Here is a 12855-nt window from a genome sequence, read left to right on the forward strand (position 1 = left end):
TGAAGCCCCCGTGGTGGTGATGGTCGTGGTCGTGGCTGTGCCCATGCTCATGATCGTGGTTGTGCCCATGGTCGTGCCCATGGTCATGATCGTGCTCAGGACCGTGCGGATGGCTGTGCGTGTGCGTTGACTCGTGGTGTGCGCCGCTCACTGTGCGGTCCTTTCTGCGCTCTTGCCGGGAAGGCGGTGGTGGGCCGGTTCGCCGCCCAGTGCGTGTTCTGCCTGGAAGATGGCATCCGCCACAAGCTGCCGTGCATGCTCGTTCTCCAGCCGGTACAGGACACGCGTCCCGTCCTGCCGGGTGGAGACCATCCTGGCCAGCCGCATCTTCGCGAGATGCTGCGATACCGCGGCGGGGGACTTGCCCACGGCTTCAGCCAGCGCGCCGACGGCCATCTCGCCGTTCCGCAGGGCGAGGATGATCCGCACCCTGGTGGCATCGGCAAGCATGGAAAAGACTTCCACCGCCAACTCCACGTACTGGCTGTCCGCCCCCAGCGAGCAAGCATCCTTATCTGCATTCATACGCACATAATGACACATGGGAAAGCTCCCCGGTAATCGTGGGTCCTTGCCATGCCGTCCAGCGTGGGAGCCCCCTAGAGTAGGAGCAGTGCGGGCCGGCACCCCCAGCCGCCCCGCCCCGATCAGTCTCGAAAGGAATACGCCGCGATGGCTTTCATCACCGTAGGTACCGAGAACAGCACCGACATCGAGCTCTACTACGAGGACCACGGCTCGGGCCAGCCCGTGGTGCTGATCCATGGCTACCCTCTGGACGGATCGTCCTGGGAGAAGCAAACCGCAGCCCTCCTGGACGCCGGCTACCGCGTCATCACCTATGACCGCCGCGGCTTCGGCAAATCCAGCAAGCCCACCGACGGCTACGACTACGACACCTTCGCGGAGGACCTCAATACCCTGCTCACCACCTTGGACCTCAGCGATGCCGTCCTGGTGGGCTTCTCCATGGGCACCGGCGAGGTGGCACGCTACCTGTCCAACTATGGTTCCGCCCGGATCTCCCGCGCTGCCTTCCTCGGTTCCCTGGAGCCGTTCCTGCTCAAGACCGATGACAACCCCGACGGCGTTCCGCAGGATGTGTTCGACGGGCTGAAGGAGGCGGTCACTGCTGACCGGTATGCCTTCTTCACCGATTTCTTCAAGAACTTCTACAACTCCGACACCTTCCTGGGCACCCCGCGCCTGAGCCAGGAAGCCGTCAACGCCAGCTGGAACCTGGCCGCCGGTGCCGGGGCCACGGCGTCGGTTGCCGCCCAACCCACCTGGCTCACCGACTTCCGCCAGGACATCCCCAGGATCGATGTGCCCGCCCTGATCCTGCACGGCACTGCGGACAACATCCTTCCCATCGACGCCACGGGACGGCTGTTCGCCAAGGCCCTGCCAAGCGCCCAATACGTAGAGATCGAAGGCGCCCCCCACGGGCTGCTGTGGACCCACGCCGCGGAGGTCAACCAGGCGCTGCTCGGCTTCCTCGCCAAGTAAGCGTCCGCAGCACCAACGCAAACGGCGGCGGCGGGGATCCCGCCGTCGCAGTTTGCTTGCCTCGTTTCGAGGCAAGCAACTTAGTGCAGGGGTTTGCCCGGGATGTGAGGCTCCTGTGAAATGCGCGGCGGGCAGAGCTGTTCGGCAGCATTCCGAAGTTCGCTCGGGTGGAACGGCTTGGTCAGGTAGGCGGCCGCTCCCGAGGCCATGCCGGCCAGTACGTCGTCCTCCTCGGAGCGGGCCGTCAGGAAGAGCAGCGGCGCGGCGCTTAGTGCGCGAATAGCGCGGGCCGCCACGTGCCCATCCATATCGGGCAGGCCGAGGTCCAGGGTGATGAGAGCGACGGCAGGATCGGCAGCTGCCGCGACGCCCTCGCCGCCCGTAGCCGCGGTCCTGACCTCGAAGCCTGCCCGCGCCAGGACCGTCGAAATGAGGTCGCGGATATCGTCATCGTCCTCAACGACGAGGCAAACACGCTGCTGTTCCATCCAGACCCCCCAGGCCGAAAATTTGGCATCAGTCTACCGTCGCCCATGCCCGTCCACGGGAACGATGACTAGCCGTCGTAATGTGTACGGACGGGCCCCTGGCCCAGGGAGTTAACCACTGCGGCGGCCACGTCATGCAGTTTCGAATTGCGGGTGCTGGACGCTGTCCTCAGGATGCCGAAGGCGTCCTGCTGGCTGCAGCGGTTCTGCGCCATGATGATGCCGACTGCCATGTCGATGACAGTCCGGGACTCGAGGGTGGCACGGAGGTTGGCGGCCGTCTCGCTGTAATGGGCGAACCGGACGGCAAGCCGAAGGGCCAGCGACGTCTGGCTGACGAAGTCCTTGGCGAAGTCCAGGATGCGGCCTTCGAAACGGTGGGCGCGGCGGGAGTACAGCAGCAACGCTGCCTTGGTCTCCCCTTCGAGCCGGAAGGGAAGCGCTGCCACGGAACGGACGCCCTGGGCCACCACGGCTGCCGTGTATTCCGGCCAGCGGCCGTCCTCGGCGAGGTCCGGGGCGTGGACGGTCTCCTGGGCGGCGGAGGCGGTCATGCTGGGCGTTTCGGCGTACTTGTGCTCGAGCCGGCCAATGGATTCGGCATCCTTGCTGCTGCTGGCTACCGTGGCCGCCTTGCGCTGCCGGAGCAGGGTGATGGCGCATAGCATCTCGTCACCGGGCTCGGAAAGGTTGCGCGCAGACACCTGTGCCAACTCAATCAGGAAGTCCTCAACGTCGGAGCTGTTGAGGACCAGTTCGTGCAGGTGCTCTGTAATGGATGTATCGGTTTTTGCTGTTGACTCGCTGGCCACGGTTTTTCTGGTGCCATTCGCTCAGGTCAAAACGAACCGGCAACACACGAAGGTCCCCGCCTCGGACGGGGAACCTGTGATGGTCGCTGGATCGACGAACTTTCCAACGGCCTGCTGCTAAACCGATACCCAGAAGTATATACATCCGGGCACGTGCGACAGCGTCATATTGCTTGCCTCCCGGCGGCCGGATGCTGGCGCCCTTGGCGGGGAACCGGCACAATGAAGCAGGCGCCGGCGCTCCGCCGGCCGGGCCGGAATACCGGCTGCCGTGCCGCGGAGGGACGCAGATCATGACCAGGTTGCTCATCATCGGTCCGCCAGGTTCCGGCAAGGGAACCCAGGCCGAACACCTGGCCCGCCATTTCGGCATCCCCGCCGTGTCCACCGGGGAGATCTTCCGGAGCAACGTCCGCCGGCAGACGGAACTGGGAAACCAAGCCGCAAAGTACCTCGACGGCGGCGACTTCGTGCCCGACCAGGTCACCAACGCCCTGGTACAGGAGCGGCTCCTGGACGCCGATGTCAGGCCCGGATTCCTGCTGGACGGCTACCCCCGGACAGCGCTGCAGGTGACCGAACTGGACACCATGCTCGCTTCGCAGGGCCGCGTGCTGGATGCCGTCATCGAGCTGCGGGCATCGGACACCGAACTGGAAGAGCGGATGCTCCGGCGCGCCCGGGAGCAGGGACGTTCGGACGACACCATCGAAATTTTTCGGCGCAGGCTGGACCTCTACCACCACCAGACCCATGAAGTAGTCTCGGTGTACGCAGGCCGGGGCATCCTGGTCTCCGTCAACGGCAGCGGCGATCCGGGGGAGATCACGGGACTGGCCATCGCCGCCGTCGAAAAGTTCCTGGCCTCCCCGCGTCCCCCGGCCTGACCGAAGTACCGCACGCACAGCTCCTCTACTGCAACAGAAGGAACCACTGATGAGAATTGCCGTAACCGGCGGAAGCGGAAAACTCGGACGCCACGTGGTGCGCCGGCTCAACGACGACGGGCACCAGGTCCTCACCCTGGACCGGGCAGGGGCGCGGAGCCCGGAGCTGCTGGTGGTGGACCTGCGCAACTACGGCGAGGTGGTGGACGCCCTGCTGGGCGTTGACGACCGGCATGACGGGTTCGACGCCGTGGTGCACCTCGGTGCCATTCCCGCGCCCGGCATCATTCCGGACGCAGCCACGTTCGAGAACAACATGCTGTCCACCTACAACGTGTTCCAGGCGGCCCGGCGCGCCGGCATCAAGAAGGTGGTGTACGCCTCCAGCGAGACCGTGCTGGGACTGCCGTTCGACGCCGACCCGCCCTACATTCCGGTGGATGAGGAATACCCGGCCAGGCCTGAAAGCACCTACTCCCTGGTGAAACACCTGGAGGAGCAGATGGCAGTGGAACTCACCCGCTGGGACCCGGAGCTGAGCATCACGGGCTTGCGGTTCTCCAACGTCATGGACGAGGAGGACTATGCCCGGTTCCCGTCCTTCGACGCCGACCCCATGCTGCGGAAATGGAACCTCTGGGGGTACATCGACGGACGGGACGGGGCGCAGGCCGTGGCGCGGGCTCTCGAGAACGCCAAGCCGGGGTTCGAAGCGTTCATCGTCGCCAATGCGGACACCGTCATGAGCCGGTCCAGTGCCAGCCTTGCCGCAGAAGTCTTCCCGGACGTCCAGGTCACCAAGGAACTGGGCGAGCATGAAACCATGCTGTCCATCGACAAGGCGCGGCGCCTCCTCGGTTTCGAGCCGGAACACAGCTGGCGGAACCACGCGGCGGCCGGCTCCGGCAGCGGAGGAAGCCAGGAATAAACCCATTGCGCAGGACCCGCCAAGGGTTGGCGCAGGATCCTGCAAGGAGCCGGAAGCGGGGCGCTTCCGGCTCCTATCCTTTTGGTACAGGGGACGGCAGTCTCCTGCCCGGAACCTCCCAGCCACCACAAGGACCCCCAAATTCGCTCCCGATTCTTTGTGCTGCCCGCCCTCACAGCCGTACTCTCCGCCGTCGCACTTTCCGCCGCGTCCGTGCCCGCTGCCGCCGCCACTCTGCAGCCGGATTCTGCCCCCTCCGGCCGCTACATCGTCCAGTACGCGGCCAGCACCGACGTCGCAGCCGAGGCGGCGGGGCTGCGCGCCCAGGGCCTCGGCGTCGGCCGGACCTTCGCGCACGCCCTCCGCGCCGCAGTCGTCACCGCCACTCCCGCCCAGGCGGCAGCGCTGGCCAAGTCCGGCAAGGTGCTCAACGTGGAGGCGGACGGCCCGGTCAGCGTTTCGGGCATCCAGCAGCCGGCGCCCTGGGGCCTGGACCGCGCTGACCAAAGGACGCTTCCGCTCTCCGGCTCCTACTCGTGGACCGCGGCCGGCGCGGGAGTGACCGCGTATGTGGTGGACACCGGCATCCTCGCCTCGCACGCCGACTTCGGCGGCAGGGTGGCGGCCGGCTGGACTGCAGTGGCCGACGGCAACGGAACCAGCGACTGCAACGGCCACGGCACCCACGTGGCCGGGACGGTGGCCGGCTCCACTTACGGTGTGGCCAAAAGTGCCACCCTCGTCCCCGTCCGTGTGCTGGACTGCGCCGGCTCCGGCTACAACTCGGACGTGGTGGCCGGCCTGGACTGGATCGCCGCGAACCACGCGGCAGGGACCCCGGCGGTTGCCAACCTGAGCCTGGGCGGCGGCGCCAGCACCGCTGTGGACAGCGCGGTCCAGGGCGTCCTGAACGACGGCGTCACTGCCGTGGTAGCCGCCGGAAACTCCGCCGTAGATGCCTGCACGGCTTCGCCCGCCCGCGTTGCGGGGGCCGTCACGGTGGCCGCCAGCGACTCGGCGGACAAGCAGGCGTCGTTCTCCAACTACGGCTCCTGCGTGGACCTGTACGCTCCCGGCGTCGGGATCACCTCGGACTACTACACCTCGCCCACCGCCACGGCGTCGATGTCCGGAACCTCCATGGCCAGTCCGCACACAGCCGGCGCAGCCGCCCTCCTGCTCTCCCAGAATCCTGCCTTGACCCCTGCCCAGGTGGCCGCGACGCTGGTCTCCAACGCCACGGCAGGGGTGATCGCAGGTGCCACCAGCGGGACGCCCAACCGGCTGCTGTACACGGCCGGCTCCGGTGCGGCCCCCGCACCGGCACCTGCTCCCGCACCCGCACCTGCCGTGACCTCTGCGGCACCCGCCGCCAACTCCCTCGCCGCAGCACCTGGAACGAACGTGACGGCCACCTTCAGCGCCGCAGTCCAGGGCGTCTCGGCGTCGACATTCCTGCTCAGGAACGCGGCCGGCAGCACCCTCGCTGCCACTGTCACCTACAACGCCACCACCCGGACGGCCACCCTTGACCCCGTCGCGAGCCTGGCGGCCGACGCAACCTACACGGCAACGCTCGTGGGCGGTACCTCGGCCATCCGGGACACCGCGGGCACGCCGCTGGCGACCACCAGCTGGAGCTTCACCACCGGTCCGGCGCCAACGGTCACCAGCTACACGCCTGGCAGCAACGCCCTCCTGGTGCGCCGGGCCAACAATGTCAGCGCCACCTTCAGCGAGGCAGTCCAGGGCGTTGCCACCTCCACGTTCGTGCTGCGGAACGCCTCCACCGGTGCAGCCGTGGCAGCCACCGTGTACCGCAACGGGACCACCAACCAATGGATCCTGGACCCCCGGGAACCATTGGCGGCCAAGACCCGGTACACCGTGACCCTGGCCGGCGGCCCCGCTGCCATTCGGGACCAGGCCGGAAACCCGTTGGCGAGCCACAGCTGGCAGTTCACCACGGGGTCGTTCTAGCGATCCGGCGCGTGGCTGCGTGGTGAATGGGTGGAGCGGATGCCGTCCTGCCCGGATAATGTTCACCCTAGGCAATCATCACGGCGCAGGGACGGGCAGCACTTTGGCACATCAATCAGCAGGCAACGGAAGCCCGGAGAAAAACAGCGGCTGGTGGCGCACTTTCCACGAGAAGTTCGTGGTGGAGGAGCGCTACCTGGAGCCGGAAGACCGCCGCGCTCTCTACCGGACCTCGCTCATCCTGGCTGTGGCGGGGGTAGCGCTGTTCATTGCCACGCTGATCAGCGTGGTGCAGGCGGATGGCCTGTCCTCGGTTGACGGTCCGGTGCACGACTGGCTCGTGACGGAGCGTTCCGCGCCGGTCACAGCGATCATGATTTTCCTGGCGGTGGTCTTTGGTCCTATCGCCCTGCCGATCATCATCCTGGTGATCATCGTGGTGTGGAGCATTGCGGCCAAGCACGCCTGGCGTCCCATCCTGCTCGCGTCAGCCATGCTCAGCGGCGTGATCATCTCGCAAATCATCCTGCACATCGTCCGGCGTTCACGGCCGCCCATCGACCAGATGCTGTTTGGCGCGGACCAGACCTTCTCGTTTCCTTCGGGGCACGTCCTGGGCGCGTGCGACTTCCTGCTGGTGGGGACGTTCCTGATCTTCTCGCGGCGCAGGAACAAGCGCGCTGCCGTCTTTGGCTTCATCGGAGCGGGCGTCGGGATCGTGCTGGCCGCGGTTAGCCGCCTTTACCTGGGATACCACTGGCTCAGCGATGCCCTGGCATCCTTCTCGCTGTCGCTGCTGATCCTGGGGGGCGTGATTGCCCTCGACACCTGGCGCACGGCCAGGATCCCCGGGGAAGCGATCACCGGAGACTTGTCCAAGGCCGAGTCCCCGCGGCACTGAACCGGTGCCTTGCGGCTGGTCCAACCAGCCTTGCGGCCTGCCTACCTGGGCTGTGCCTACCTGGGTTGTGACCGGGCGCGCTTCAGGGCCCGGTGCAGCTTCAGGTTCGCAGCTTCCAGTTCCAGTACTTTGGCGACGCCGGCAAGGTTCAGTCCCTGCTCCAGGAGTTCCCCGATCCGCAGCAGCACGGCGATGTCGTCGTCGCTGTACTGCCGGGTGCCCCCTGCTGTCCGGGAGGGCGTCAGCAGCCCCTTGGTTTCGTACAGCCGGATGTTCTGCTGTCCGGTTCCCGTGAGTTCGGCAGCCACCGAGATGGCGTAGAGGGCCCGGGATCCCGGGGGCCGCGGCCCCCGTCCTGCGGCGGGTTCGGCCATGTCATCTCCTTGAAAATCGTTCCGGGCGGCGTCTTGCTTCAGTTTCGCACGGGTGCTATAAAAAATCTATATCCACCACCATAGATTATGGGATGGTGGGTAGCGCACAGATCCGGCACCTGGAAGTCAAAGGAGTGGGAAATGATGTTGATGCGTACGGACCCGTTCCGTGAGCTGGACCGGCTCACGCAGCAGGTCTTCGGGACTGCGGCCCGCCCGGCCGCCATGCCCATGGATGCATGGCAGGAGGACGGCGAATTCGTGGTGGCGTTCGATCTTCCCGGCGTGAAGCTGGACTCCCTGGACCTGAACGTCGAACGCAATGTCCTGACGGTCCGCGCCGAACGCCAGGATCCAACCCAGCCCAATGTGGAGCTGGTGGCTGCGGAGCGTCCCCGCGGCGTGTTCAGCCGGCAGCTGATCCTTGGCGAGACGCTGAACACCGAGAAGATCAAGGCGAGCTACGACCAGGGCGTTTTGACACTGCGGATCCCCGTTGCCGAGCAGGCCAAGCCGCGCAAGATCGAGATCCAGACGCAGCAGGGCCAGCGGCAGGAGATAGGAACCTAGCTGCGGGCAGCTGCGGGCACCTGCGCCGGGCGGGGCGGCAGGCCGCTCCGCCCGGCACCACGGGAGGGCCGGAATGAGCGATACGGGCGATTACTACAACATTCTGGGCGTGGGTGCCGATGCCACGCAGCAGGAGATCGCGCGTGCCTACCGGGCCCTCATGCGCAGCCATCATCCGGACCTGGACGGCAGCCTGCGCCAGGCAAGCGGACCCGGCCAGGATCCGGCGCGGGAGGCTGAACTGCTCAGGATCATGCAGGCGTTCAGCGTGCTGCGTGATCCGGAACGCCGCGCCGCCTACGACAGGACACTTAACTCATCGGCCCCCATTACCATTCCCGTCCGGCACGGACCCGGCCCCAGCGAACCGTCCGGACCAGCGATCCGCGTGACGCCGGTCCGCTGGGAAAGCGGCCCCTGGGCCTGACACTTCCCCGAGGAGGACAACCGCATGAGCGACTGGCGCCGCTACGACTCGCACCTGATCCCGGCCTTCCACGAGCGGTTCGAACAGCGCTGGGGCAAGGGCACCGCCCCCTTCCTGGACCCCGAGGCACATGAAGAGCCGCTGCCGCGTGCCCAATGGATCAATCCGGCAACGGGCGCCGCGCTGGCCGTGGTGCCAGTCTGGACGGCGGAGGAAACACAGCAGCGCTCCTTCGGGGTGTTCTACCTTCCGCCCGCGGGAGACATCTGGGTGCTGCGGCCCGGGTACACCGGCTACCTTGAACCGTCCGACGGTGACACCGAGCACCTGGTGACCCTGCGCAATGACGCCTTCCGCAAGGCCGTCTCGCATGCCAAAGAGTTCCTGTTCGGCTCCCAGTAAGCGGCGGGCGGCCGCCGCGGAGATTCTCCTCGTAAGCTGCCCTCCGCTGTGCCATTCTGGGACGTACTCCAATTACCGTCGCAAAGGCTGAACCTCCATGCACATCTCCGCCAAGGACCTCGCAGCACTCATCCCCCAGGGGTTCACGCTTGGCGTCGCCACCGCAGCATTCCAGATTGAGGGCGCGCTGGACGAGGATGGCCGCGGGCCGGCGGGCTGGGACGTCTTCGCCGCCAAGCCCGGGGCCATCGTGGACGGGCACAGCCCCGTAGTGGCCACGGACCACTACCACCGCATGCCGCAGGATGTTGCCCTCCTGAAGCAGTTGGGAGTGGACTCCTATAGGTTCTCCTTCTCCTGGCCACGCATCCAGCCAGGCGGAACCGGTCCGGCCAACCGTGCCGGCCTGGCCTTCTACGACCGGCTCCTGGACGAGCTCCTGGACAATGGCATCTCGCCCATGGCCACGATCTACCACTGGGACACGCCCCTGGAACTGGATGAAGCCGGGGGCTGGATGAACCGGGACACCGCCTACCGCCTGGGGGAGTACGCCGCCTTGCTGGCAGGGGCCTTCGGGGACAGGGTGGCGCGCTGGGTGACCATCAACGAGCCGGCCACCGTGAGCGCCAACGGTTACTCGTTCGGGCTGCACTCACCGGGCAAGGAACTGGCCCTGGGGGCTTTTCCCACGGTCCACCACCAGTTGCTGGGCCACGGCCTTGCCGTGCAGGCCCTCCGGGCGGCGCGCGTGCCCGGGGAGATCGGCATGACGAACGTCTACTCGCCCATGGTGCCGAACTCGATCAATCCCCTGGACAAGATCAGCGCCGGGCTGATGGACCTTGGACAGAACCGCCTCTACGCGGACCCGGTCCTCACGGGCAAGTACCCGGACCTCATCCGTGCGGCAAAGTTCTTCAGCTCCTTCGAGCACCCGGAGGAGGACATGGACATCATCTCCCAGCCACTGGACTTCTATGGGCTCAACTACTACATGCCCACCAAGGTGGCGGCGGGGCCGGGCGGCGGCGCGGTACCCTCGAGCATGGCGGAGGCGATGGGCAGCGATCTGAGCGCCACGGGCAGCGGCGCCACACCGTTCCACGTGGAGACCTGGCCGGAGGCGGACATCACCGCCTACGGCTGGCCCGTCAAGCCGGAGTACATGGCCGTTGCGCTCAAGGAGATGGCCGAGCGTTACCCGAACCTTCCGCCCGTGATCATCACCGAGGGCGGAGCGAGCTTCGAGGACATCATTGTGCGGGACAAGTCCACCAACACCAGGTTCATTCCGGATGAGCGCCGGCTGAAGTACATTTCAGACCACCTTGAAACCGCCCTGCGCGCCACGGCCCCGGGCGGTGAGGCCGAGTCCGTGGACCTGCGCGGCTACTATGTGTGGTCGTTCCTGGACAACTTCGAGTGGTCCGCCGGCTACAACCAGCCGTTCGGCCTCCTGCATGTTGACTTCGAGACGCTGGAGCGGACGCCCAAGGCCTCCTATTTCTGGTTCCAGGAGTTGATTGAGGAACGCAACCTCGCGGCTGCGGCGGACGCCGCGATCGCGCAGGCGGCGGTTCCGGAGGTCCTTGCAGATGAAGCGCCCGACGACGGCGCTGCCCTGGGTGCCAGCGCCTAGGTCAGGCCTGGTGCAGGGCACGCCGTTCCAGGGGCAGGTTCAGAGCAGGTCGAGCATCGCCAGCTGTTTGGCCATGCCGGCGCCGTCCGGCGAGTAGATCCACGGCACCCGGGACGTGGTGTGGTCGCCGTCCTCGGAGTGGCCGCCGGCGAACACCGACTCGCTGATGGACAGTTGCCGGATGGCGATGGCCGCCACCTTGTCCGGGTTCTGCGCGGCAAAGGCTGAGTAGATCGCTTCATCATGCTGGCCGTTGTCGCCGATCAGGAGCCACCGCATATCAGGGAACTCCTGCGAGAGCCGCAGCAGGTTCCGGTGCTTGTGTTCCTGGCCGCTGCGGAACCAGCGGTCCTGGGTGAGCCCCCAGTCCGTCAGCAGCAGCGCGCCCTTGGGGTACATGTTGCGGTTGAGGAACCGCGCCAGGGTGGGCGCGGCGTTCCAGGGGCCCGTGGACAGGTAGATGACCGGGGTCTCGGGGTGCTCGATGGTCAGCCGGTCCAGCAGCACTGCCATCCCGGGGGTGGCCATGCGGGCCCGCTCGCTGAGCACGAAGGTGTTCCACAGGGCCAGGAAGGGCCGCGGGAGGGCGGTCACCATGACGGTGTCATCAATGTCCGAAACGATCCCGAATTTCACGTCAGGGGCGATCACCTGGATCAGGGCCTCGGCCGGCTCCGTTCCTTCCGCCCGAAGGACTGCGGTGTGCCAGCCCGGCGACAATTGGACATCCACTTCCGTGTCGATCAGCCCGCCGCGGTCCGCCGTGACATGGGTGACGGTGCCGTCGATGGTGATTTCGACGTCGCTGTACTGCAGCGGCACGCTGGTGAAGGCCCGCCAGCCGCGGATGTTCTGGTTGCCGTTCTTCGCTTCGTGTTCGGCCTTGCTGCCCGGCAGCGGCTTCCGCGTCAGCAGTACCCGTCCCAGCACCCGCACCCGCGTGGTGGAACCGTAGCCCTGGTAAGCGATGGTCTGGGGAACGAAGTTCCAGCGTTGGGCCAGCTGGATCCGGACGTCGTTGACGGCGTCGGAGAGCCTATGGGCAAGCCGGAAGACCTGGTTTCCCGAGAGCGCATTATCCATGGCACCACTCTGCCACAGGGTGGCGGAGGAGCCCGCTGCAGGCGGTGTTCTGTGGCATCAGCCGTCACCAAGAAGGCGCTTCAGGGTCTCCGCGTTGCGCACTGCGTTGCCGCCGCCGTCGTTATTGAAGTACGCGTAGACGTCAAGGCCGCCGCCGGCCCACTCCCTGATCCGGTCCGCCCACCAGTTCAGGTCCGCGTCCGAATACGACCCGCCGTACAGGTGCTGCTGGTCCGGTCCGTGCAGGCGGACGTAGGTAAAGGGGGCCGTGGTCCGCAGCGTGCAGGGCAGGTTGGCGCCGCTCATGATGCAGTAGGCAGCCTGGTGGCGTTCCAGCAGGGCAAACACCTCGGGGCTCTCCCAGGTGGGGTGCCGGAATTCCACGGCCACCCTGATCCAAGAGGGAAGCGCCGCCAGGAAGTAGTCCAGCCTGGCGTCGTCCCGGGCCAACTGCGGCGGCAACTGGACCAGCAGTACGGCCCTTTTGTCGCCGAGCTCATGCCAGCACCGGACGATGCGCTCCACCCATACCTCGGGGGAGTACAGTTTCCGGGCGTGGGTCAGCCCCCGCGGAGCCTTGACGGACATGCTGAACCCGGGCGGCAGCCGCCTGTTCCAGCCGGCGAAGGTCGTATCCCGCGGCCACCGGTAAAAGCTGGCATTCAGTTCCACCGTGTCGAACCGGGAGACATAGCACTGGAGCCTGTCCCGGACGGGCAGCCCCGGCGGGTACAGGACGTTTTCCCAATGATCGTAGCTCCAGCCGGAGGTGCCGATATGGATCGCCATTTGCCTCAGGCTACACCCGCAATTTCCCCTTCCTGTGGCGCCTGTGTGTGGCAGGGTTATGGC

15 protein-coding genes are annotated in these 12855 nt (G+C 66.6%); 9 read left to right on the forward strand and 6 right to left on the reverse strand.

All coding sequences use genetic code 11. The features are described 5' to 3' along the window. Positions 1 to 147: 147 nt before the first annotated feature. Positions 148 to 525 carry an ArsR/SmtB family transcription factor gene (locus AC3IMC_RS01785; protein ID WP_490916721.1) on the reverse strand — a complete coding sequence of 126 codons (378 nt, stop codon included), beginning with the start codon at positions 523 to 525 and terminating at the stop codon, positions 148 to 150. 147 nt (positions 526 to 672) lie between these two features. Between AC3IMC_RS01785 and AC3IMC_RS01790 the strand changes: the two genes are divergently transcribed. Further along, positions 673 to 1509, forward strand: coding sequence for an alpha/beta fold hydrolase (locus AC3IMC_RS01790; RefSeq protein WP_490916722.1), 837 nt, complete (start codon positions 673 to 675; stop codon positions 1507 to 1509). A gap of 80 nt (positions 1510 to 1589) precedes the next feature. Here AC3IMC_RS01790 and AC3IMC_RS01795 read toward each other — a convergent pair whose 3' ends face one another. Both AC3IMC_RS01795 and AC3IMC_RS01800 read right to left on the reverse strand, forming a co-directional pair. Then, positions 1590 to 1997 carry a response regulator transcription factor gene (locus AC3IMC_RS01795; RefSeq protein WP_490916724.1) on the reverse strand — a complete coding sequence of 136 codons (408 nt, stop codon included), beginning with the start codon at positions 1995 to 1997 and terminating at the stop codon, positions 1590 to 1592. 68 nt (positions 1998 to 2065) lie between these two features. Then, the gene (locus AC3IMC_RS01800; RefSeq protein WP_490916725.1) at positions 2066 to 2809 is read right to left on the reverse strand and encodes an ANTAR domain-containing protein; all 744 of its coding nucleotides are present in this window, start codon (positions 2807 to 2809) and stop codon (positions 2066 to 2068) included. A 293-nt stretch (positions 2810 to 3102) separates the two neighbouring features. On the opposite strand from AC3IMC_RS01800, the gene AC3IMC_RS01805 reads away from it, so the two are divergent. The 4 genes from AC3IMC_RS01805 (at position 3103) to AC3IMC_RS01820 (ending at position 7505) form a co-directional block, all read left to right on the forward strand. Beyond that, positions 3103 to 3696 (forward strand): adenylate kinase, encoded by a 594-nt coding sequence (locus AC3IMC_RS01805; RefSeq protein WP_490916726.1) that lies wholly within the window; start codon positions 3103 to 3105, stop codon positions 3694 to 3696. A 49-nt stretch (positions 3697 to 3745) separates the two neighbouring features. Further along, positions 3746 to 4624 carry an NAD-dependent epimerase/dehydratase family protein gene (locus AC3IMC_RS01810; RefSeq protein ID WP_490916727.1) on the forward strand — a complete coding sequence of 293 codons (879 nt, stop codon included), beginning with the start codon at positions 3746 to 3748 and terminating at the stop codon, positions 4622 to 4624. 159 nt (positions 4625 to 4783) lie between these two features. Further along, positions 4784 to 6604, forward strand: a complete 1821-nt coding sequence (locus AC3IMC_RS01815; protein ID WP_490916728.1) for a S8 family serine peptidase — start codon at positions 4784 to 4786, stop codon at positions 6602 to 6604. A 103-nt stretch (positions 6605 to 6707) separates the two neighbouring features. After that, positions 6708 to 7505: a phosphatase PAP2 family protein gene (locus AC3IMC_RS01820; RefSeq protein ID WP_490916729.1), complete on the forward strand. Its 798-nt coding sequence runs from the start codon at positions 6708 to 6710 to the stop codon at positions 7503 to 7505. Positions 7506 to 7561: 56 nt separating this feature from the next. On the opposite strand, the gene AC3IMC_RS01825 is transcribed toward AC3IMC_RS01820, so the two are convergent. Further along, positions 7562 to 7879 carry a MerR family transcriptional regulator gene (locus tag AC3IMC_RS01825; protein ID WP_490916730.1) on the reverse strand — a complete coding sequence of 106 codons (318 nt, stop codon included), beginning with the start codon at positions 7877 to 7879 and terminating at the stop codon, positions 7562 to 7564. Between the two features lie 144 nt (positions 7880 to 8023). On the opposite strand from AC3IMC_RS01825, the gene AC3IMC_RS01830 reads away from it, so the two are divergent. The 4 genes from AC3IMC_RS01830 to AC3IMC_RS01845 all read left to right on the forward strand — a co-directional run bounded on the left by AC3IMC_RS01830 (position 8024) and on the right by AC3IMC_RS01845 (position 10920). Next, positions 8024 to 8449: an Hsp20/alpha crystallin family protein gene (locus AC3IMC_RS01830; RefSeq protein WP_490916777.1), complete on the forward strand. Its 426-nt coding sequence runs from the start codon at positions 8024 to 8026 to the stop codon at positions 8447 to 8449. Between the two features lie 73 nt (positions 8450 to 8522). Then, positions 8523 to 8876, forward strand: a complete 354-nt coding sequence (locus AC3IMC_RS01835; RefSeq protein WP_490916731.1) for a J domain-containing protein — start codon at positions 8523 to 8525, stop codon at positions 8874 to 8876. A 24-nt stretch (positions 8877 to 8900) separates the two neighbouring features. Then, complete coding sequence (locus AC3IMC_RS01840) at positions 8901 to 9278, forward strand: hypothetical protein (RefSeq protein WP_490916732.1); 378 nt, start codon at positions 8901 to 8903, stop codon at positions 9276 to 9278. A gap of 97 nt (positions 9279 to 9375) precedes the next feature. Further along, positions 9376 to 10920, forward strand: a complete 1545-nt coding sequence (locus AC3IMC_RS01845) for a glycoside hydrolase family 1 protein (protein WP_490916733.1) — start codon at positions 9376 to 9378, stop codon at positions 10918 to 10920. Positions 10921 to 10959: 39 nt separating this feature from the next. On the opposite strand, the gene AC3IMC_RS01850 is transcribed toward AC3IMC_RS01845, so the two are convergent. Both AC3IMC_RS01850 and AC3IMC_RS01855 read right to left on the reverse strand, forming a co-directional pair. Continuing rightward, the gene (locus AC3IMC_RS01850; protein ID WP_490916734.1) at positions 10960 to 12003 is read right to left on the reverse strand and encodes an App1 family protein phosphatidate phosphatase; all 1044 of its coding nucleotides are present in this window, start codon (positions 12001 to 12003) and stop codon (positions 10960 to 10962) included. A 57-nt stretch (positions 12004 to 12060) separates the two neighbouring features. Then, the gene (locus AC3IMC_RS01855) at positions 12061 to 12792 is read right to left on the reverse strand and encodes a DUF72 domain-containing protein (RefSeq protein WP_490916735.1); all 732 of its coding nucleotides are present in this window, start codon (positions 12790 to 12792) and stop codon (positions 12061 to 12063) included. Positions 12793 to 12855 lie beyond the last annotated feature (63 nt).

This window comes from Arthrobacter sp. E70 (genome assembly GCF_058266945.1).

Excerpts from the sequence above, each read along its gene's own strand:
- AC3IMC_RS01835 (WP_490916731.1), top strand. The coding sequence starts at position 8,523 with ATGAGCGATACGGGCGATTACTACAACATTCTGGGCGTGGGTGCCGAT.
- AC3IMC_RS01805 (WP_490916726.1), top strand. The coding sequence starts at position 3,103 with ATGACCAGGTTGCTCATCATCGGTCCGCCAGGTTCCGGCAAGGGAACC.
- AC3IMC_RS01790 (WP_490916722.1), top strand. The coding sequence starts at position 673 with ATGGCTTTCATCACCGTAGGTACCGAGAACAGCACCGACATCGAGCTC.
- AC3IMC_RS01825 (WP_490916730.1), bottom strand. The coding sequence starts at position 7,879 with ATGGCCGAACCCGCCGCAGGACGGGGGCCGCGGCCCCCGGGATCCCGG.
- AC3IMC_RS01830 (WP_490916777.1), top strand. The coding sequence starts at position 8,024 with ATGTTGATGCGTACGGACCCGTTCCGTGAGCTGGACCGGCTCACGCAG.
- AC3IMC_RS01845 (WP_490916733.1), top strand. The coding sequence starts at position 9,376 with ATGCACATCTCCGCCAAGGACCTCGCAGCACTCATCCCCCAGGGGTTC.
- AC3IMC_RS01795 (WP_490916724.1), bottom strand. The coding sequence starts at position 1,997 with ATGGAACAGCAGCGTGTTTGCCTCGTCGTTGAGGACGATGACGATATC.
- AC3IMC_RS01785 (WP_490916721.1), bottom strand. The coding sequence starts at position 525 with ATGAATGCAGATAAGGATGCTTGCTCGCTGGGGGCGGACAGCCAGTAC.
- AC3IMC_RS01840 (WP_490916732.1), top strand. The coding sequence starts at position 8,901 with ATGAGCGACTGGCGCCGCTACGACTCGCACCTGATCCCGGCCTTCCAC.
- AC3IMC_RS01810 (WP_490916727.1), top strand. The coding sequence starts at position 3,746 with ATGAGAATTGCCGTAACCGGCGGAAGCGGAAAACTCGGACGCCACGTG.
- AC3IMC_RS01855 (WP_490916735.1), bottom strand. The coding sequence starts at position 12,792 with ATGGCGATCCATATCGGCACCTCCGGCTGGAGCTACGATCATTGGGAA.
- AC3IMC_RS01850 (WP_490916734.1), bottom strand. The coding sequence starts at position 12,003 with ATGGATAATGCGCTCTCGGGAAACCAGGTCTTCCGGCTTGCCCATAGG.